17 protein-coding genes are annotated in these 18,846 nt (G+C 38.9%); 2 read left to right on the forward strand and 15 right to left on the reverse strand.

Annotation, left to right across the window (positions count from 1 at the left end):
* Positions 1-82 precede the first annotated feature (82 nt).
* Entirely contained in the window at positions 83-1,573 is a 1,491-nt protein-coding gene (locus JZO76_RS08590; protein WP_206903706.1) for a helix-turn-helix domain-containing protein, read from the forward strand.
* Between the two features lie 98 nt (positions 1,574-1,671).
* On the opposite strand, the gene wecB is transcribed toward JZO76_RS08590, so the two are convergent.
* From wecB to purC, 12 genes are all read right to left on the reverse strand, one after another.
* Entirely contained in the window at positions 1,672-2,787 is a 1,116-nt protein-coding gene (gene wecB, locus JZO76_RS08595; protein WP_206903707.1) for a non-hydrolyzing UDP-N-acetylglucosamine 2-epimerase, read from the reverse strand.
* Between the two features lie 133 nt (positions 2,788-2,920).
* Positions 2,921-3,898 (reverse strand): GMP reductase, encoded by a 978-nt coding sequence (gene guaC, locus JZO76_RS08600; RefSeq protein WP_206903750.1) that lies wholly within the window; start codon positions 3,896-3,898, stop codon positions 2,921-2,923.
* A 188-nt stretch (positions 3,899-4,086) separates the two neighbouring features.
* Positions 4,087-5,001, reverse strand: a complete 915-nt coding sequence (locus tag JZO76_RS08605) for an aldo/keto reductase (RefSeq protein WP_206903708.1) — start codon at positions 4,999-5,001, stop codon at positions 4,087-4,089.
* Between the two features lie 185 nt (positions 5,002-5,186).
* Positions 5,187-6,440: a phosphoribosylamine--glycine ligase gene (purD, locus tag JZO76_RS08610; RefSeq protein ID WP_206903709.1), complete on the reverse strand. Its 1,254-nt coding sequence runs from the start codon at positions 6,438-6,440 to the stop codon at positions 5,187-5,189.
* 14 nt (positions 6,441-6,454) lie between these two features.
* Positions 6,455-7,996 carry a bifunctional phosphoribosylaminoimidazolecarboxamide formyltransferase/IMP cyclohydrolase gene (gene purH, locus JZO76_RS08615; protein WP_206903710.1) on the reverse strand — a complete coding sequence of 514 codons (1,542 nt, stop codon included), beginning with the start codon at positions 7,994-7,996 and terminating at the stop codon, positions 6,455-6,457.
* Between the two features lie 67 nt (positions 7,997-8,063).
* Entirely contained in the window at positions 8,064-8,630 is a 567-nt protein-coding gene (gene purN, locus JZO76_RS08620) for a phosphoribosylglycinamide formyltransferase (RefSeq protein ID WP_206903711.1), read from the reverse strand.
* Positions 8,627-9,679 (reverse strand): phosphoribosylformylglycinamidine cyclo-ligase, encoded by a 1,053-nt coding sequence (purM, locus tag JZO76_RS08625; RefSeq protein WP_206903712.1) that lies wholly within the window; start codon positions 9,677-9,679, stop codon positions 8,627-8,629. The genes purN and purM overlap by 4 nt, the downstream gene beginning before the upstream one ends.
* Before the next feature lie 19 nt (positions 9,680-9,698).
* Positions 9,699-11,138, reverse strand: coding sequence for an amidophosphoribosyltransferase (gene purF, locus JZO76_RS08630; RefSeq protein WP_206903713.1), 1,440 nt, complete (start codon positions 11,136-11,138; stop codon positions 9,699-9,701).
* The gene (gene purL / locus JZO76_RS08635) at positions 11,123-13,345 is read right to left on the reverse strand and encodes a phosphoribosylformylglycinamidine synthase subunit PurL (protein WP_206903714.1); all 2,223 of its coding nucleotides are present in this window, start codon (positions 13,343-13,345) and stop codon (positions 11,123-11,125) included. Before purL ends, purF begins: the two co-directional genes overlap by 16 nt.
* The gene (gene purQ / locus JZO76_RS08640; protein WP_206903715.1) at positions 13,345-14,019 is read right to left on the reverse strand and encodes a phosphoribosylformylglycinamidine synthase subunit PurQ; all 675 of its coding nucleotides are present in this window, start codon (positions 14,017-14,019) and stop codon (positions 13,345-13,347) included. The genes purL and purQ overlap by 1 nt, the downstream gene beginning before the upstream one ends.
* A 1-nt stretch (position 14,020) precedes the next feature.
* Positions 14,021-14,275, reverse strand: coding sequence for a phosphoribosylformylglycinamidine synthase subunit PurS (purS, locus tag JZO76_RS08645; protein WP_206903716.1), 255 nt, complete (start codon positions 14,273-14,275; stop codon positions 14,021-14,023).
* A 1-nt stretch (position 14,276) separates the two neighbouring features.
* Positions 14,277-15,005 (reverse strand): phosphoribosylaminoimidazolesuccinocarboxamide synthase, encoded by a 729-nt coding sequence (gene purC, locus JZO76_RS08650; RefSeq protein ID WP_206903717.1) that lies wholly within the window; start codon positions 15,003-15,005, stop codon positions 14,277-14,279.
* A 302-nt stretch (positions 15,006-15,307) separates the two neighbouring features.
* On the opposite strand from purC, the gene JZO76_RS08655 reads away from it, so the two are divergent.
* Entirely contained in the window at positions 15,308-15,688 is a 381-nt protein-coding gene (locus tag JZO76_RS08655; protein WP_206903718.1) for a hypothetical protein, read from the forward strand.
* Between the two features lie 141 nt (positions 15,689-15,829).
* On the opposite strand, the gene purB is transcribed toward JZO76_RS08655, so the two are convergent.
* From purB to purE, 3 genes are read right to left on the reverse strand one after another with little or no spacing between them, the layout of a single operon-like run.
* Positions 15,830-17,125, reverse strand: a complete 1,296-nt coding sequence (purB, locus tag JZO76_RS08660; RefSeq protein WP_206903719.1) for an adenylosuccinate lyase — start codon at positions 17,123-17,125, stop codon at positions 15,830-15,832.
* A 52-nt stretch (positions 17,126-17,177) separates the two neighbouring features.
* Positions 17,178-18,308 carry a 5-(carboxyamino)imidazole ribonucleotide synthase gene (purK, locus tag JZO76_RS08665; protein ID WP_206903720.1) on the reverse strand — a complete coding sequence of 377 codons (1,131 nt, stop codon included), beginning with the start codon at positions 18,306-18,308 and terminating at the stop codon, positions 17,178-17,180.
* A complete protein-coding gene (gene purE / locus JZO76_RS08670; RefSeq protein ID WP_206903721.1) occupies positions 18,292-18,780 on the reverse strand; it encodes a 5-(carboxyamino)imidazole ribonucleotide mutase in 489 nt (162 codons plus the stop codon). Before purE ends, purK begins: the two co-directional genes overlap by 17 nt.
* Positions 18,781-18,846 lie beyond the last annotated feature (66 nt).

An 18,846-nucleotide genomic window follows, 5' to 3' on the forward strand; every position in this document is an offset into this window, starting at 1 on the left:
GCAATCTCTTATTTCACCGTATTATTAACTGTAAAAAAATTATAATTATTATTTCCTTATAATTATTACACAGGAGAGTTTTATGAATTTACGTTCTTTTTTAGCTCGCCAGGAGCAACGTCAACTTATCGTCATTGAAACCCTTTATCAGCACCCTAATGGCATTACTTTAGAAAAATTGTTAAAGATCTGCCCATTTTCATTAAAAACCATTCGCAATACGATTGCTGAAATAACAAGCTACTTTCCTGGTTTTGAAATTGATTTTCATCAAAATCGTTATTATTGGCAAGCCCCTTTTGATTTTGGCTTAGATCGTTTTTACGATTATTTGATGCAAGAAACAAGCGAAATGCGCTTTTTAGAACACTTACTTTTTGAAGATTGTTTTACTTTTTCTGACTGTGCCAATACGCTTTACTTAAGTAACGCTAGCTTTCATCGGTTGCATCATAATTTTTCCCAACTTTTAGCTCCCTTTAACGTTAAAATAGCCAACCGTCCTGTCCGAATTGAAGGAAATGAAGTGTTTATTCGCGCGTTATACACATTATATTTTTGCGAAAAACGCTACGCTGCAGCATATCTCTTACCTGACAGTAAAAGCGATCATGCCTTAAGCGATTTGGTTCGTACCATTTTAAAAGAAAATCAATTGCCGCAAAATTACCGGCTACACGAGCAGCTCTACTTTGCAGGCGCGGTTTCTTTATGGCGTCAAAATAATAACCACCCTCTTCAAGAAAAGTTTAAAAGCAACTTTATCAAAACAGCGACAAAAAAAACAGAAACTGCACTGTTTCAGCTAAAAGACTCTTTATTAACTATGAATTGGCATTACGATTTTGAAGAAACCCTTTGGCCACTTTGCTATGATTATTTACTACTTTCTTTTGAGCATTTTACCTTGGCCAAAAAAAAGAACGCCCGTATTCAAGAGTTGAATGAATTAACGAGGCGTTTTCTAGAAGACTTACTCGCATTAACGTCAACGACCATTTCCTTTTTGCAATTGGAAGAATTAGTGTGGCACTTTTGCAATGAAAATTATATTTACTTAAAAAACAGTGACTTCATTGCGATTTTATCCAATTCAAGGCGTGGCTTTGTTTTGAATTACGAGAAAAAGTTCCCTCATATTATTGCTGGTTTGAAGCAATTTATTGGCGACTATGGAATTAAAAACAACATTCAAATCACGATTGACCATATGTACCATCAACTATTTCTTATCATTACTTTACTGCCTCAAGTTTTGGAATATTGGCAGTTTAAAACCCGAACGTTAATTTTATCCGACGTTTCTTTAGCACATCCCCACTACTTACAAAAAAAGTTACAACAGCATTTTATTAACCAAACCGATTTCGAACTAATCGACTGTGTCAATACACAGCACCAAAAGATGCACGAACAATTTGAAGCTTATGATTTAATCATCTCAACCTTCTCGCCGCAAGAAATGTTTGGTCATCTTCCCATCGTGACGATTAAACCGATACCTGATTTTCACGACTTTCTTAAAATCGAGTCGGCTTTACAACAAGTAACTGCCCACAAACATTCTGCCTAAGGGAATTTCTCTTAACTTTTCCTCTTTTGAATAATAACAACCTAACAAATTAGGACCAAAAGCCACCATGGCTTTTGGTCCTAATTTGTTAAAACTTTTTATATCCCTTCATTATTTTTTGTAAAATACGCAACAATAGCATTTAAAATTCGCTCACTCGCTTTTCCATCGCCATATGGATTTTTCGCCTGAGCCATTTTTTTATATGCCTCTTGGCTGGTTAAAAGATTTTTAGCCGCTTCATAAACTTGCTCTTCATCAGTCCCCACTAAGCGCAACGTTCCAGCTTTTATTCCCTCTGGTCGCTCCGTCGTATCCCGCAACACCAAAACCGGCACCCCAAGTGAGGGGGCTTCTTCTTGCACCCCACCAGAGTCGGTCATAATCAAATAACTTCTAGCAGCAATATTATGAAAATCCACTACATCTAGTGGTTCAATTAACGCCACATTTGCCAAATCCCCCAGCTGTTTTCGTGCATTTTGTCGTACTAATGGATTTTTGTGCATCGGAAAAACAATCGAAACTTCAGGAAATTCCGTGGCTAAGCGGCGCAATGCATGAAATACCGATGCCATTTTATCCCCTAAGTTTTCCCGTCGATGCATGGTAACTAGGATCTGTTTTTTATCTGCTGAAAGTGCAGGATGCCCATATTCTTTTTTCAGCGTATATTTCATGGCATCAATTGCTGTATTACCCGTGATATAAATATGATCAGATAAATGATGCTCTTGTTGCAAATTCTCCGCACTGGTGGCAGTCGGCGCAAAATAAAGATCACTTAAAACATCCGTCAACTGACGGTTGGCTTCTTCTGGATAAGGCGAATATTTTTTATAAGTTCTTAATCCGGCTTCGACGTGACCAATTGGAATTTGCTGATAAAAAGCGGCAGTTGCCGCAGCAAACGTTGTTGTAGTATCCCCGTGAACTAACACGATATCTGGTCGTGCTTGTTTTAACACTGGCTGTAATTCCAATAAAACTTTGGTCGTAATATCAGTCAACGTCTGCCCGTTACTCATAATATCCAAGTCAAAATCCGCTTTTAACGAAAAGATTTCCATCACTTGATCTAGCATTTCACGATGCTGTGCTGTTATAGTGACAATTGATTCAAAACGCGTATCTTTTTCCAGCGCTTTAATAAGTGGTGCCATCTTAATCGCTTCTGGTCGTGTACCAAAAATCGACATGACTTTGATTGTCATTTTATCCCCTCTTTCAAAAAAAATAATAAATTTCGATCACAAATAACATCTAATCCTTCGTCTTCATTCTAGCATAACCTGTAACAGGATGAAAAAAACCACGACTGTCGACAGTCGTGGTTAAAAGTACTACTTAAATCGTATCGCCATTAAAAATAGAGTTTTTCACAATCACATAATCGACTTTGCGAATTGCTTCTAAGTCTTTGCCGCCCGCATAAGAGATCGATGACTGTAAGTCTTGTTGCATTTCCACCAAGGTATCTGCAAGCTTACCTTTGTAAGGAATCCAAATTTTCTTACCTTCTACATTTTTCTTTTCACCTTTTTGAAATTCAGAAGCACTACCAAAATATTCCTTCAAGACAACACCGTCTTGTACTTTGGTTTCCCCTGGAGATTCTTCATGCCCAGCAAACAGCGAGCCAATCATAACCATGGTAGCACCAAAACGAACGGATTTTGCAATATCTCCGTGGGTTCTAATTCCGCCGTCGGCAATGATTGGTTTTCTGGCCGCTTTTGCACACCAACGCACAGCTGCTAATTGCCAGCCCCCTGTACCAAAACCGGTTTTAATTTTAGTGATACAAACTTTACCTGGTCCAATTCCAACTTTAGTTGCATCCGCACCAGCGTTTTCCAATTCACGAACTGCTTCTGGTGTTCCCACGTTACCGGCAATGACAAATGTCTCTGGCAATAAACGTTTAATGTGTTGAATCATTTCAATCACAGCATTAGCATGCCCATGGGCAATATCAATTGTAATGTAGTCTGGCACTAGATTTTCTGCTGCCAATTCTTCAACAAAAGTGTACTCATGAGGTTTTACGCCAACACTAATTGACGTAATCAAGTTACGACTTTGCATTTTTTTGATAAAAGGAATACGGGCATCTTCATTGAAACGATGCATAATGTAGAAATAGCCATTTTCAGCTAAAAATTCCGCGATATTTTCATCGATAATCGTCTGCATATTAGCAGGTACTACCGGCATTTTAAACGAGTGCTTCCCTAAGGTTACCGTTGTATCACACTCGGAACGAGAACTTACGATACATTTATTTGGAATCAGTTGAACATCTTCATAATCAAAAACTTTCATATCAAACATAATGAATAGCCTCCATTTGTTTATTTGGGTCACATTTTTTGCGCCCTATGTAATTTAGCCCATCTTATTCAGAAATGCAACAGAATAATCGTAAATATTTTCTTGAAACACAAAAATCGTTCGGAAATTCCGAACGATTATCGTTTTCAAGCTATTTATTATCAGAAATTATAATTAATTTATGGCAAATCATTTCCTGCTGCTAAATAAATGTCATACCAATCTTCTTTTGCCATTAACACATCACTAGCTTTGGCGATTTCTTCAATTCGTTGCGGATTCATACTACCAGCAATCACTTGCATATTGGCCGGATGACGTAAAATCCAGGCTGACGCAATACCAGTTGGTGTCGTATTATACTTTTCAGCCATTTCTGTTAATTTTTTATTTAATTCAGGGAATTTCTCGTTACCAATAAAGACCCCTTCAAAAAAACCATACTGATAAGGTGACCAAGCTTGAATTGTCATATCATTCAATCGTGAAAATTCCAAAATACCATCGTCGTGATCAACACTACGAGAATCTGTCATATTCACATGTAAGCCAAAATCAATCATGCCCGTATGCATAATTCCAAATTGTAATTGATTGGCAACTAAGGGTTGGCGCACATATTTTTTTAACAATTCGATTTGGCGTGAGTATTGATTGCTGACCCCAAAATATTTTACTTTACCTTCTGACTCCAATTGATCAAAAGCTGCCGCTACTTCTTCTGGCTCCATCAATGTATCTGGGCGATGTAGTAATAGTGCATCTAGATAGTCGACATTTAAGCGTTTCAAGCTTTTTTCTACTGAAGATATGATATGTTCTTTTGAAAAATCAAACATTTTACCTGGGACAATGCCACACTTACTTTGGATAAACATATCTTCTCTTTTATAGCCGGTTTTAGCAAAAGCTTCTGCAAAAATTTCTTCGCATTTTCCTTGCCCGTAAATATCCGCATGATCAAAAAAGTTGATGCCATTTTCTACGGCTGCGTGAATCACCGCGACAGGATCTTTGGCCTCAGTAATTCGCATACAACCTAAGACGACACTAGAGACACCTAATTCATTTGGTCCAAAGTTAACTTGTTTCATCTTGTAACCTCCAAATTTGCAAATATAATTCATTAAAAATTGCTTCCTGTTAAATTTTAACACAACTTAGAGAAAACGCTAACAACTTAATTTAAAAAATCCTCCACAAATAAAAACAGCAGACAAGACAAACATTTTGTCCCACCTACTGTTTTTCAAACATATGTCCTGCTGTTGTTCTGAATTTATTTGAATGCTCTTGCGCCAATATCTTTGCGATAAAACATTTGCGGCAAGTCCATTTGAGCTAGCGCTGCATAAACCTCATCGCGGGCCGTTTTCAAATCGCTAGCTTGGGCTGCGACTAAGAAAATTCTACCACCGGCTGCGACTAAGTTTTCAGCTTTTTTAGCTGTCCCAGCATAATATAATTCTGTCTTTTCAGTTGTAGTTTGTGGCAATACCATACCTTTTTGATAATCGCCAGGATAGCCTTGTGCGGCAACGACTACCCCAAATGCTGCCTGATCATGCCACGTCACCACCGGTTTTGTCCCTTCTAAAAGTGCCGTAATAATATCTGCTAAACTAGATTTTAAGCGCGGTAAGACAACTTGTGTCTCTGGATCACCAAAGCGTGCATTAAATTCGATTACTTTGGCCCCATCTTTTGTCGCTATTAAGCCAGCATACAAAATTCCAGTAAAAGGTGTGCCGTTTTTTACCATGCCATAAGCCGCAGGTTCCAAAATTTCTTTAACTGCCTTTGTCACCATTTCATCACTGATTTGCGGTACAGGAGAATATGCACCCATGCCGCCGGTATTTGGTCCTTTATCTCCGTCATAGGCGCGTTTATGGTCTTGGGCAATAACCATAGGGTAAACTTCTTCATTTTTAACAAACGCCAATAAGGAAAATTCTTCTCCAGCTAAAAATTCTTCGACGACTACCTTAGCACCACTTTCACCAAAACGATTTCCCTCTAACATGTCGGCTAACGCCGTTAGTGCTTCTTCTATTGTTTCAGCTACGACTACACCTTTTCCAGCCGCTAATCCATCAGCTTTAATGACAATTGGGGCACCTTTTTCCTCAACGTAAGCCGCCGCTTTTTGATAATCAGAAAAAGTTTTATAAGCTGCGGTTGGAATCTGATTATTTACCATAATTTGTTTGGCGAAATCTTTTGAACTTTCAATCTGCGCTGCCTTTTGATTCGGACCAAAAATTAGTAAACCTGCCTTTTGAAAATCATCGACAATCCCTCTTTGTAGCGGGGCTTCAGGCCCAACAAAAGTCCACGTAACATTTTCTTTCTTGGCAAAGTCAATGAGTTTTTCATGCTCGTTTTCTGCAATGGCAACAGTTATTATCCCATCTTGTTTCATCCCTGGATTTCCCGGAGCACAAAATACCTGTTCCACTTTTTCATCTGCTAACAATTTCTTAGCAATGGCGTGTTCACGACCACCGCCACCAATAATAAATAATTTCATTTTAATATCCTCTCTTAGTGACGGAAATGACGAACACCCGTGAAGACCATTGCAACACCGTATTTATCCGCCATGTCAATTGATTCTTGATCACGAATACTTCCACCCGGTTGCACAATTGCTTTAATGCCATGCTCTGCGGCAAATTCCACTGAGTCTCCCATTGGAAAATATGCATCACTGGCTAAAACTGCACCGTCCATTTTGCCAGCATTTTCTGCTTGCGCAATTGCAATTTTAACAGAACCAACACGATTCATCTGACCGGCACCAATCCCAACGGTTTGATGTTCATTTGCCAACACAATTGCATTTGATTTTACATGTTTTACGGCCTTCCAGGCAAAAGCTAAAGCATTTAACTCTTGGGCACTTGGTTGTCTTTTAGTGACCACTTTAAAATCATTTGCCTCTTCTTTTATTACATCTTGATCTTGCAGGAGTAATCCACCTAAAACGGAAACTTTTTCTGGTAATTCAGCTTTATTGACTTCACTAAAATCTAGTGTCATTAAACGAATATTTTTCTTACTACTTAACAGTTCTAAGGCATCTGTAGCAAAGCTTGGGGCAATAATAATTTCCAAGAATAATTTGTGCATTTTTTCAGCGGTCGCCAGATCTACCATTCGATTTAAAACAATGATTCCTCCAAAAATAGAAACTGGATCGGCATCATAAGCAAAATCATAGGCCTTTTCAATGGTATCAGCTGAGCCGATGCCACAAGGATTCATATGTTTTAGCGCTACTACCGTTGGTTCTTCAAACTCTCTTACGATCCGAATTGCTGCATCGGCGTCTTTAATATTGTTATAAGACAGCTCTTTACCATGAAGTTGTTTGGCTTGCGCGATCGAGTAGCTGACCGGTAATGCATCGGCGTAAAAAGCCGCCTCTTGATGAGAATTTTCCCCATAACGCAAATTTTGTTTCAAATCATACGTTAAAGTTAACTTTTCTGGCTCTTTTTCTGCCACAAGCTCTGTCATAAAGCCTGCAATCAACGCATCATAAGCAGCCGTATGTCGAAAAACTTTTGCGGCTAATTTTTGTCTGGTTGCAAAAGTTGTCTTCCCATTTTCTTTAATTTCGGCTAAAACTTTCCCGTAATCCAACGGATCAACCACAACCGTTACAAATTCATGGTTTTTAGCAGCTGAGCGCAACATACTGGGCCCACCAATATCAATATTTTCAATGGCATCTTTTGTCGTTACATCCGCTTTTAAAATAGTTTCTTTAAAAGGATAAAGATTGACCACTACCAAATCAATTGGCTGAATATTATGGTCTGTCATAGCTTTGACGTGTTCAGTATTATCACGACGACTTAATAGCCCACCGTGAATAAGAGGATGTAATGTTTTAACCCGACCGTCCATCATCTCTGGAAAATGAGTTACTTCTTCAATTCCAATTGTCGCAATACCAGCTTTTGTAAGGGCATTTTGCGTGCCGCCAGTCGAAATAATTTCCCAGCCAGCCTTTAGTAATCCTTCTGCCAGTTCTACGACACCGGTTTTATCAGAAACACTGATTAAAGCTCTTTTCATTTCATAAACTCCTCTTAATTGATTTTTATTCCGTAATAGGTATTAAAGTGTAACGATTGCCAAGTCTTTATTGCTGCCCCTGTACAATTTGTTTTAAAACGGCGGGGTATAATTGATGCTCGGCTTGGTGAATTTTGGCTTCCAAACTGGCTAGATCATCATCTAAAATTAAAACAGGAACTTGGGCAATAATCGGACCAGTATCCACACCGGCATCAATGTAATGTACCGTTACCCCCGTTACTTTGACGCCATAATCATAGGCATCTTTAATGCCGTTAAGACCAGGAAAAGCCGGTAGTAATGACGGATGGATATTAATAATTTTTTTAGGAAAAGCCGCCAAAAGTTGGGGGCCAATAATGCGCATATAACCCGCCAATACAATTAAATCAATTTTTTCTTGCTGCATTAACGCTAACAGCGCTTTTTCATAATCGTTTTTACTTGGAAAGTCTTGAGGACTAAATTGAAACGTTGCAACCCCAATTTTTTGGGCCCGTTCCAGCACAAAAGCATTTTTTTTATCACTAAAAACAAAGGCGATTTCCGCTGCTACGCTTTCTTTTTGAAAATAATCGGCAATAGCAGCAAAATTACTCCCATTCCCAGAAGCTAAAACTGCAATCCTCATTTTTTTTCCTCGTGGATCGTAAGTAAAGGCGTGTCTTTTGTTTTTTCGACAATTCGACCAATTTCATAACAAGGTTCATTTAAAGCTGCTAAAATCTGCTTAACTTGTTCCACTTTTTCGGGACTTACTGCCAATACCATACCAATTCCCATATTGAAAATTTCAAACATTTCAGCGTGATTGATTTTGCCATAATCTTCCAACACGTCAAAAATTGGTAAAACTGGCCAGGTACCTTCTGTAATTTCAACAGCAACATTTTCCTTTAACATCCGCGGAATATTTTCTACAAAACCGCCACCGGTAATGTGGGCAATGCCGTTCACCAAATTTTCTTTTACTAGCGGGAGGATTGATTTCACATAAATTTTAGTTGGGGTTAAGAGGACTTCGCCTAACGGTTTATCCCCTAGCGCAGCAATCTTTTTAGCTTCACTTAAATTATGTTCGGTAAAGAAAATTTTTCGAACGAGCGAAAAACCGTTTGAGTGAATTCCACTTGAGGGCAATCCTAACAAAATATCGCCTGCTTTAATATTTTCGCCGGTTACTATTTGACTTTTTTCGGCTACACCTACTGCAAAGCCAGCTAAATCGTATTCATCTGTTGCATACATACCTGGCATTTCAGCAGTTTCACCACCAATTAAAGCCGCACCAGCTTCAAGACACCCCTTTGCCACACCTGCAACTACTTGTTCCAAGCGAGCAGGTTCGCTTTTGCCAGTTGCCAAATAATCTAAGAAATACAAAGGTTCTGCCCCTTGCGCAACGATATCATTTACACACATCGCCACACAATCAATACCAATAGTGTCGTGTTTATCCGCTTTAAAAGCTACCATTAGTTTAGTCCCGACACCATCAGTCCCGGAAATTAAAACGGGTTCTTTTACACCTAAGCTACTTAAATCAAAACAACCACCAAAGCCACCTAGCGCACCCATCACACCTAGACGTTCCGTTTTTTTCACATGTTTTTTGATTCGCTCTACTACTTCATACCCAGCGTTCACATCAACGCCAGCTTTTGCATATGCATTGGCCACTTATTTTCGCTCCTTTTATTTAGAAAAATGAAGTTTGTTCTTTTAATGAAGCCTGATATTTTTCTTGGTAATCGTATAAAGGGGTTGGATAGTCCCCATTAAAATAGGCCATACATAAACCGCCATATGGGGCATCAAAATCTAATCCAATGGCGTTAATCAAACCCTCTTCGCTTAAATAACTTAACGAGTCGGCTCCTATCACTTGACGAATTTCTTCTACCGAATGATTGGCCGCAATTAATTCTTTGCGTGTTTGAATATCAATGCCATAAAAACAAGGATATTTTAAAGGTGGTGAAGCAATTCTGACGTGCACTTCCTTGGCACCAGCTTCTTTTAGTAAATCCACAATCCTGCGGCTGGTAGTTCCTCTTACAATCGAATCGTCCACCATAATTACCTTTTTACCAGCAACTACTCCTCGAACTGCTGATAATTTCATCCGCACTCCTTGCTCTCTTAATTCTTGAGTTGGTTGAATAAACGTGCGGGCTACATATTGATTTTTCACCAATCCCAGTTCATAAGGAATACCTGAAGCTTCTGCATAGCCACTAGCAGCTGACAAAGAAGAATTGGGCACACCAATGACCATATCGGCTGCTACTGGTGCTTCCTTGGCTAAATTTCGCCCCATATTTTTTCTCGCTGTGTGAACATTCACTCCGGCAATATTGGAATCTGGTCGCGCAAAATAGACATATTCCATCGAACAGATAGCATGTTGGGTATCTTTAGTGAAATGTTCGATTTTAACCCCATCACCATTAATGATGATAATTTCTCCGGGTTGTACATCACGAACAAATTCTGCCCCGCTAACTTCTAAGGCACATGTTTCAGAGGCCACCACATAGGCCCCGTTTTTCATCTTCCCGATGGCCAAAGGACGAAACCCATTGGCATCAAGCGCTGCAATCATGCAGTCTTCCCGCATTAAAATGTAGGCAAAACCGCCTTTAACTTGGTTTAACGCTTCTTTTAATTGATCCAACCACGTTTCTTTTTTACTCCGCCGAATCAGATGCATTAAAATTTCAGTATCAGAATTAGAATGAAAAATCGCGCCATCACGTTCTAATTCTGTCCGTAAACTACAAGCATTGGTCAAATTACCATTGTGGGCAAGACCGACAGAACAGTCGTAAAATTTAAACAAAAAGGGTTGGATATTATCAACGCTACCATTACCGGCCGTCGCATATCGCACGTGGCCAATCGCCGCATTTCCTTTTAATTGTGCGAGCTGTCTATCGTCTTTAAAAACTTCAGACAATAACCCCAATTCACGATAGCCGTACAATTTACCGGCATCGTTTGAAACAATTCCCGCTCCTTCTTGACCGCGGTGTTGCAAACTATGGAGACCAAAATAAGTGACACGCGCAGCGTCTGGGTGACCCCAGACGCCAAAAATGCCACATTCTTCATTCAAACTTTTTACTTCATAAGACATGGAATTGCTTCCTCCCAAAGTTCTTTGGCAGTGTGCGTTGCAACTGCAATGTTGCCGTCATTTGCATTAATTTTAATTTTTCCATCATTAGTGACTGTCCCAATCAAAGTTGCTTTATCTTTTGCTAACATTTCAAAATCTTTTTGATCTGTCTTTTTCACTGATAAAACAAAACGAGATTGTGTTTCTGAAAATAAGTTTTCTTTTGGCATTGAAACATCAACTGAAATCCCCAAACCATTTTTAAACGTACACTCGGCTAACGCGATCGCCAAACCACCCTCAGCACAATCATGTGCACTGACTACAAGTCCTTTTTGAATAGCATTTAAAACCAAAGCTTGATTGGCTTTTTCATTTGCTAAATCAAAATTCATAAGTCTACCTTCAATTAGACCTTTTTGCATTTTTTGGATTTCAGTTCCGTTAAAATCAGCAAACGTCTCCCCTACAAGATAAATTAAGTCATCTGCCTCTTTAAAGTCTTGGGTAGTAATATTTTTACTATCAGCAATTAAACCAACCATTCCAATCATTGGCGTTGGATAAATTGCTTTGCCGTCTGTTTCGTTATATAAAGAAACATTCCCCGAAATAACCGGCGTATCCAAAGTGCGGCAAGCTTCACTGATTCCATCAGCTGAGGTCCATAGTTCCCAAAATCCTTCTGGTTTGTCTGGCGAGCCATAATTTAAGCAATCGGTAATTGCTAGTGGCTGTCCACCACTTGCAACAATATTTCGTGCCGCTTCGGCAACGGCAATTTGTCCGCCAATTTCTGGGTTCAAATATAAATAGCGCGCATTACAATCCGTCGTCATCGCCAAAGCCTTTTTTGTCCCACGTACCCGTAAAACAGCAGCATCACTTCCTGGTGCTACTACGGTATTCGTACGTACTTGTGAATCATAAGTTTCATAAATCATTTTTTTAGAAGCAATAGTAGGTTGTTGTAAAAGTTGTAATAAAGTAGCCGTAGCGTCTTCTACTACTGGCGTAAAATCAGCTAATTTGGCAAATTCTTTGATTCGCGCTGGTTCTGCGTATGCTTTATGATAGGTCGGTGCCTCTTCTGCTAGCGCATCGACAGGTAAATTCGCTACTTCAACACCACGATGATACAACCGATATAAACCGTCATCGGTTACTTCACCAATTGTGACTGCGTCTAACTCATATTTACTAAAGAGCGCTTCAACTTCTTTTTCATGTCCTTTTTTCACACAAATTAACATGCGCTCTTGCGATTCAGATAACATCATTTCATAAGGGGTCATACCCGTTTCCCGTTGTGGTACATCATCTAGATATAGTTTTAAACCAGAGCCAGCTTTTGAAGCCATTTCTGAGCTGGAAGATACCAGACCGGCCGCCCCCATATCCTGAATGCCAACTAAAATATCTTGATGTTCTAAAATTAATTCTAGACAGGCTTCTAGTAACAGTTTTTCCATAAATGGATCGCCTACTTGAACGGCTGAACGTTGCTGTTCTTGGCCTTCAACAAATTCTTCTGAGGCGAAGGTTGCACCGTGAATGCCATCACGTCCTGTTTTGGCTCCAACGTACATAATTGCATTTCCGACACCTTTAGCTTGGCCTTTTTGAATATCTTTGTGCTCAATTAACCCAACGCACATAGCATTAACTAACGGATTGCCTTCATAGCAAGGATCAAAGGCTACTTCGCCGCCGACAGTTGGAATTCCAATACAGTTACCATAACCTGAAATTCCAGCGACCACTTCTTCTAATAAATATTTTGTGCGGGAATTATTCAGCTCGCCAAAACGCAAAGAATCTAAAACTGCAATCGGACGTGCTCCCATACTAAAAATATCGCGAATAATTCCACCAACCCCGGTAGCTGCGCCTTCATAAGGTTCAACAGCTGACGGATGATTGTGACTTTCCGCTTTAAAAACAACCGCTTGACCATCACCAATGTCAACAATCCCAGCACCTTCACCAGGTCCTTGTAAAACTTGGGGTCCACTAGTTGGAAATTTGCGTAAAACGGGCTTTGAATTTTTATAAGAGCAATGTTCACTCCACATGACAGAAAAAAGACCAGTTTCAGTATAATTAGGTAAGCGCCCTAAAATATCTTCTGAAATCATCTGATATTCTTCATCAGTTAAGCCCCACTGCGCGTAAATTTTACGCTCTTTTATTTCTTGTGGTGTTGGTTCACTTATTTTCATCATTATTTAACTGGCACCTTTCCAAAATTTTTCAAAATTGAGGCAAAAAAACGACGACCATCTGTTGAACCTAATAATTCTTCCATCGCACGTTCTGGATGGGGCATCATTCCCATAACATTACCAGCTTCATTACAAATGCCAGCGATATTTGCCATACTGCCATTCACATCTTCTTCATACGTAAAAACAATTTGATTATTGGCTTTTAATTTTGCTAATGTCTTTTCATCGCAGATATAATTGCCTTCCCCATGAGCGACGGGGATTTTAATTACCTCATCGTTTTCATATTCAGAAGTAAATTTTGTTTGATTGTTCACCTTTAAAGGTGTCGTTTTGCAAACAAAGTGCAACGACTTGTTCCGAATTAGAGCCCCCGGTAACAAGCCCGCCTCTGTTAACACTTGAAAACCATTACAAGTACCAAATACAGGCTTTCCTTCTTTGGCAAATCGTTTCACTTCAGCCAGAATTGGTGAAAAACGAGCAATTGCACCACAGCGCAAGTAATCACCATATGAAAATCCCCCAGGTAATAACACACCGTCAAAACCCGCTAAAGAAGTAACATCATAACGGACATATTCGGCTTGTGATCCCATCACATCTTTAATCGCCCAAAGCATATCCATATCACAGTTAGAGCCGGGAAATACAATTACGGCGAATTTCATATTAAACTTCCTCCATTGCAGTAATTTCGTAACGATAAGTTTCCATGTTGACATTAGCAAGTAACTTGTCACAAATATTTTCAATCATTTCCTCAACGGGTCGATCGCCTTTAGCTACTTTAATTTCAAAATATTTTCCGATGCGAATCTCATCAATTTCTTCATAACCCATACGATGAACGGCACCTTTAACTGCTTGCCCTTGTGGATCTAAAACTGATTCTTTGTACGTTACATAAACTTTTACGAAATACATGCTATTGCTCCTCCACTAAAAATTGATTTTCTAAACGCTTTAAAACTTCTTCATAAACAGGAACCAAATCCCCTAAATCACGTCGGTAAATATCTTTATCTAAATGTTCATTGGTTGCCAAATCCCAAAGTCGACAAGTATCTGGTGAAATTTCATCCGCCAAGAGCAGTTGTCCGGAAGTGGTGCGTCCAATTTCAATTTTAAAGTCAATTAATTTAATACCAATTTGGGCAAAAATTCGTTGTAACGCCACATTTACATTTCGAGCTAAATGTTTAATATCGTTAATCTCTTTGCCTGTAGCTAATTTTAGTAACTTTACGTGATCGTCATTAATGAATGGATCATCTAGTTTATCTTCTTTGTAATAAAACTCTACAACCGGAAAACTAAGGGGTGTTCCTTCTGCAACTTGTAATCGTTTTGAGAAGCTACCTGCAGCAGTATTCCGAACAACAACTTCCAGTGGAATTATTTCTACACATTCTATCAATTGTTCGGTTTTTGATATTTTTCCGACAAAATGAGAGAGAATTCCTTCGTTTTTTAGTTGTTGGAAAATTAAGCTGGTAATTTGATTGTTTAGTGCTCCTTTGCCAGATACTTGATCTTTTTTAGCGCCATTTAACGCAGTAGCTTGGTCAAGATATTCTACCCAATAAACAGCTGGATCGTCAGTCGTATAAAGTTTTTTAGCTTTGCCGGCGTAACGTAATTCTTTTTTTTGCATTTTGCACCTCATTTTATTGACATTAAATTTTTCATCGCCAAAATCGTTCGTGTTTAACTTGTATTTATTTTAACAATCGCAAGGATACGGGTCAACATTTATCTGGATAATAATTATCAAAACGCACTTAATTGTTCGTGTTTAACTTTTTTCAAAAAAAATATTTTTATTGATATAACTATTCGTAAAATTTTTTAAAATAGTTTTTCAAAACGGTTTTTAATGAAGCGTTTACAGTGAAATAAAAAAGTGTTATAGTACTTTTAGACTCATTGATAGGATTATTTTTAGGAGGCCTATGCATGGAAGAAAGTCAACTGGTTGCCAACTTTTTGGATTCCCTTGTATTCGAAGAAAAACGTCGGCTGTTTAACGACTTATTAGCAGTAGAAGAAGTTTATCAAATGAATAAAAATACTTCGTTTTATACTTTTCGCAAGGTAAAACAAGCATCAAAACGTCATGTTGACTGTCGCAAACGAATTTTTCGATATCAAAACAGTCACAACGAAGAGTTAATTATCGAACAGATTCATGAACAACGTTTCTTTAAAAACAACTATACTTTTAAAGTATTTTTTAATTTGGAAGAGTATAATTTTTCCTTTGTAGAGAACATCCTCGCTGTTTTGCGAGATGAAAGAATGCGCCATTATACACAACCAAAAGTAGTATTTGGTTAAAGATGCTGATTTATTATCAGCGTCTTTTTTTATAGAAATTTTGGTTTTGCGGCATAAGATTCAAATAGCCGCAGAGTTATTTATAAAGTTAAACAACCAGAAATAAAAAACGACGAACCCATTTGCGAGTTCGTCGTTTTTTTATTCTAGACCGACACGTTTAAAGATTGCATCTACATTTTTAAGGTGGTAATGATAATCAAAGGCATCATCTAAGTCCTCATTACTTAAAATAGAAGTGATTTTTTCATCTTCTTCTAACAAAGGTCGAAAAGCCGTTTGATGATCCCATGCAAAGGCAGTTTTTGGTTGTACCAAATCATATGCTGCTTCTCGGGTCATTCCTTTATCAATTAACTTTAACATTACCCGTTGACTGTAAATCAGGCCAAAAGTAGCATCCATATTTCGTTTCATATTTTCCGGAAAGACTGTCAAATTTTTAACGATGTTGCCAAAACGATTTAACATATAGTTCAATAAAATTGTTGTATCCGGAACAATGATACGTTCTGCTGAAGAGTGAGAAATATCCCGCTCGTGCCACAACGGTACGTTTTCATAGGCAGTTAGCATATGACCACGAATCACCCGTGCCAGTCCACACATATTTTCAGAGCCAATCGGATTGCGTTTGTGTGGCATAGCAGATGAGCCTTTTTGACCTTTGGCAAAATACTCCTCTACTTCTCTTGTTTCAGATTTTTGTAATCCACGAATTTCAGTAGCAAAACGTTCGATACTAGTTGCAATTAATCCCATTGCAGCAAAGTACTCTGCATGTAAATCGCGAGGCAATACTTGTGTTGAGATTTCTTGGGGCCGAATTTCCAAGTGTTCACAGACATATTCTTCAATAAAAGGCGGAATGTTTGCAAATGTTCCCACTGCACCAGAAATTTTGCCAGCTTCAACTGCTTTAGCAGCATGATCAAAGCGTTCGATATTTCGCTTCATTTCAGAATACCAAGTAGCTAATTTTAAGCCAAAAGTAGTTGGTTCTGCGTGGACACCATGCGTCCGACCCATACAGACTGTGTTTTTGTGCTCGATAGCTTTATTGCCGATAATTTCTAAAAAGTTTTGTAAGTCTTTGCGTAAAATATCATTAGCTTGTTTTAATAAGTAACCGTAAGCTGTGTCAACCACATCGGTACTCGTTAAGCCGTAATGTACCCACTTGCGTTCTTCTCCTAAACTTTCTGAGACTGCTCTGGTAAAGGCAACCACGTCATGCCGCGTTTCCTCTTCAATTTCTAAAATTCTTGGAATATCAAATGTTGCATGTTCGCGAATTTTTTTTACATCATCTTTTGGGATTTCACCTAATTCAACCCAAGCTTCATCAGCTAAAATTTCTACTTCTAACCACGCTTTATAACGATTTTCATCTGTCCAAATTGCACCCATTTCCGGGCGTGTATAACGTTCTAACATGCAATAGCTCCTCTATTTTATATTCTATTTAAACTTTTAAGACACGCGTTATCTAATCCCAAATATTGGTTTGGTAGATTTCCTCTAAGGTGCCATAAATATCATCTGTGGTAATGGTAATGTGTCCCATTTTACGGCCAGATTTTGCTTGTGCTTTTCCATAATAATGAAACTGCCAATTGGGTTTTCGTGCAATCAAGTCATAGGTTTCCCCTAGCTCATCACCTAAGATATTGACCATAACAGCATCACTTAATAATTTGACTTCACCTAGTGGCCAACCGCAAATCCCACGTATATGGGCGTCAAATTGGCTTTGGCTGCAAGCTTCAATAGAATAGTGACCAGAATTATGCGGCCGAGGCGCTAATTCATTAACATAAATGCTACCTGTTTTGGTTAAAAACATTTCAATGGCCAAAACACCTCGTAAATCCAGCGCTTTTGCGATCACTCTGGCAATTCGTTGTGCTTCTTGTGAAACTTCGGTTGCAACTCGTGCTGGCGCAATCGTTTCATGTAAAATATTGTTACGATGGATATTTTCTACTACTGGAAACACCATAAATTCACCGCTGCCATTACCGGCAACCATCACGGAAATTTCTTTTTCAAAAGGAATCCACGCTTCTAGTTCACAAGTACCTGAACGCAGTAGATTCATGGACGGCGCCAAATCAGCAGTGCTATATAAAACATACTGTCCTTTTCCGTCATAACCTCCCCGCGTGGTTTTTAACACACAAGGATAACCGATACTGTCAATAGCATCTTGAATATCAGTTGGGCTAATGATTGTTTCATAAGGAGCAATAACAATATTATTTTCTTCCAAGAATGCTTTTTCCATTAAACGGTCTTGGGTAATTGCTAAAAGATCTGTTCCTTGTGGGACATTGGCGCTATAAATAATCGCATTTAATGCATCAACGCTCACATTTTCAAATTCATAAGTAATTACATCACAGCGTCGTGCCATTTCTTCTAAAGCAAAAACATCGTCATATGCTGCAACAATATGCCAATCTGCCACTTGCGCTGTTGGACAGTCTTCAGCTGGATCTAAAACACCAACACGAAAACCCATTTCCTTTGCACTAATGGTCATCATTCGACCTAGTTGTCCGCCACCGACAATCCCAATTACAGCTCCTGGTATTAAAGGCTTAACCAAGTTGATCACTACTTTCCATCACAATCTCACGCATATTCGCTCTCTTTTCAGCTAATTTTTGCGCTATGCCTAAATCATACATGGAAAGCATCTGCGCCGCAAGTAGTCCGGCGTTTGTTGCACCAGCTTGTCCTATTGCCGTCGTCGCAACCGGCACTCCAGCTGGCATTTGCACAATCGAAAGCAAAGAATCCAAACCATTTAATGTTCGTGATTTAACTGGAACACCAATTACTGGCAACGTTGTTTTGGCAGCGACCATACCAGGTAAATGTGCAGCGCCACCCGCACCGGCAATGATTATTTTTATTCCTTTTTCTCTTGCCCCCTCGGCAAATTCAAACATTAAATCTGGTGTTCTGTGGGCAGATACAACTTGTTTTATATAGCTGATTTCTAATTCATCCAACTGCTCACAAGCGTGTTTCATTGTTTCCCAATCGGATACGCTCCCCATAATTATTGCAACTTCTGCTGTCATGATTTGCTCCTTTATCGTTGACTTTTTTTTATTGTAACAAGGATAATTTCGACTGTAAATAATTAC

This window comes from Candidatus Enterococcus myersii, assembly GCF_017316025.1.
GTDB classification, from domain to species: Bacteria; Bacillota; Bacilli; order Lactobacillales; family Enterococcaceae; genus Enterococcus_C; species Enterococcus_C montenegrensis.

What these genes read in the sequence shown, in the direction of transcription:
- JZO76_RS08590 (WP_206903706.1), top strand. Translation starts at nt 83, where the DNA reads ATGAATTTACGTTCTTTTTTAGCTCGCCAGGAGCAACGTCAACTTATC.
- wecB (WP_206903707.1), bottom strand. Translation starts at nt 2,787, where the DNA reads ATGACAATCAAAGTCATGTCGATTTTTGGTACACGACCAGAAGCGATT.
- guaC (WP_206903750.1), bottom strand. Translation starts at nt 3,898, where the DNA reads ATGAAAGTTTTTGATTATGAAGATGTTCAACTGATTCCAAATAAATGT.
- JZO76_RS08605 (WP_206903708.1), bottom strand. Translation starts at nt 5,001, where the DNA reads ATGAAACAAGTTAACTTTGGACCAAATGAATTAGGTGTCTCTAGTGTC.
- purD (WP_206903709.1), bottom strand. Translation starts at nt 6,440, where the DNA reads ATGAAATTATTTATTATTGGTGGCGGTGGTCGTGAACACGCCATTGCT.
- purH (WP_206903710.1), bottom strand. Translation starts at nt 7,996, where the DNA reads ATGAAAAGAGCTTTAATCAGTGTTTCTGATAAAACCGGTGTCGTAGAA.
- purN (WP_206903711.1), bottom strand. Translation starts at nt 8,630, where the DNA reads ATGAGGATTGCAGTTTTAGCTTCTGGGAATGGGAGTAATTTTGCTGCT.
- purF (WP_206903713.1), bottom strand. Translation starts at nt 11,138, where the DNA reads ATGTCTTATGAAGTAAAAAGTTTGAATGAAGAATGTGGCATTTTTGGC.
- purL (WP_206903714.1), bottom strand. Translation starts at nt 13,345, where the DNA reads ATGATGAAAATAAGTGAACCAACACCACAAGAAATAAAAGAGCGTAAA.
- purQ (WP_206903715.1), bottom strand. Translation starts at nt 14,019, where the DNA reads ATGAAATTCGCCGTAATTGTATTTCCCGGCTCTAACTGTGATATGGAT.
- purS (WP_206903716.1), bottom strand. Translation starts at nt 14,275, where the DNA reads ATGTATTTCGTAAAAGTTTATGTAACGTACAAAGAATCAGTTTTAGAT.
- purC (WP_206903717.1), bottom strand. Translation starts at nt 15,005, where the DNA reads ATGCAAAAAAAAGAATTACGTTACGCCGGCAAAGCTAAAAAACTTTAT.
- JZO76_RS08655 (WP_206903718.1), top strand. Translation starts at nt 15,308, where the DNA reads ATGGAAGAAAGTCAACTGGTTGCCAACTTTTTGGATTCCCTTGTATTC.
- purB (WP_206903719.1), bottom strand. Translation starts at nt 17,125, where the DNA reads ATGTTAGAACGTTATACACGCCCGGAAATGGGTGCAATTTGGACAGAT.
- purE (WP_206903721.1), bottom strand. Translation starts at nt 18,780, where the DNA reads ATGACAGCAGAAGTTGCAATAATTATGGGGAGCGTATCCGATTGGGAA.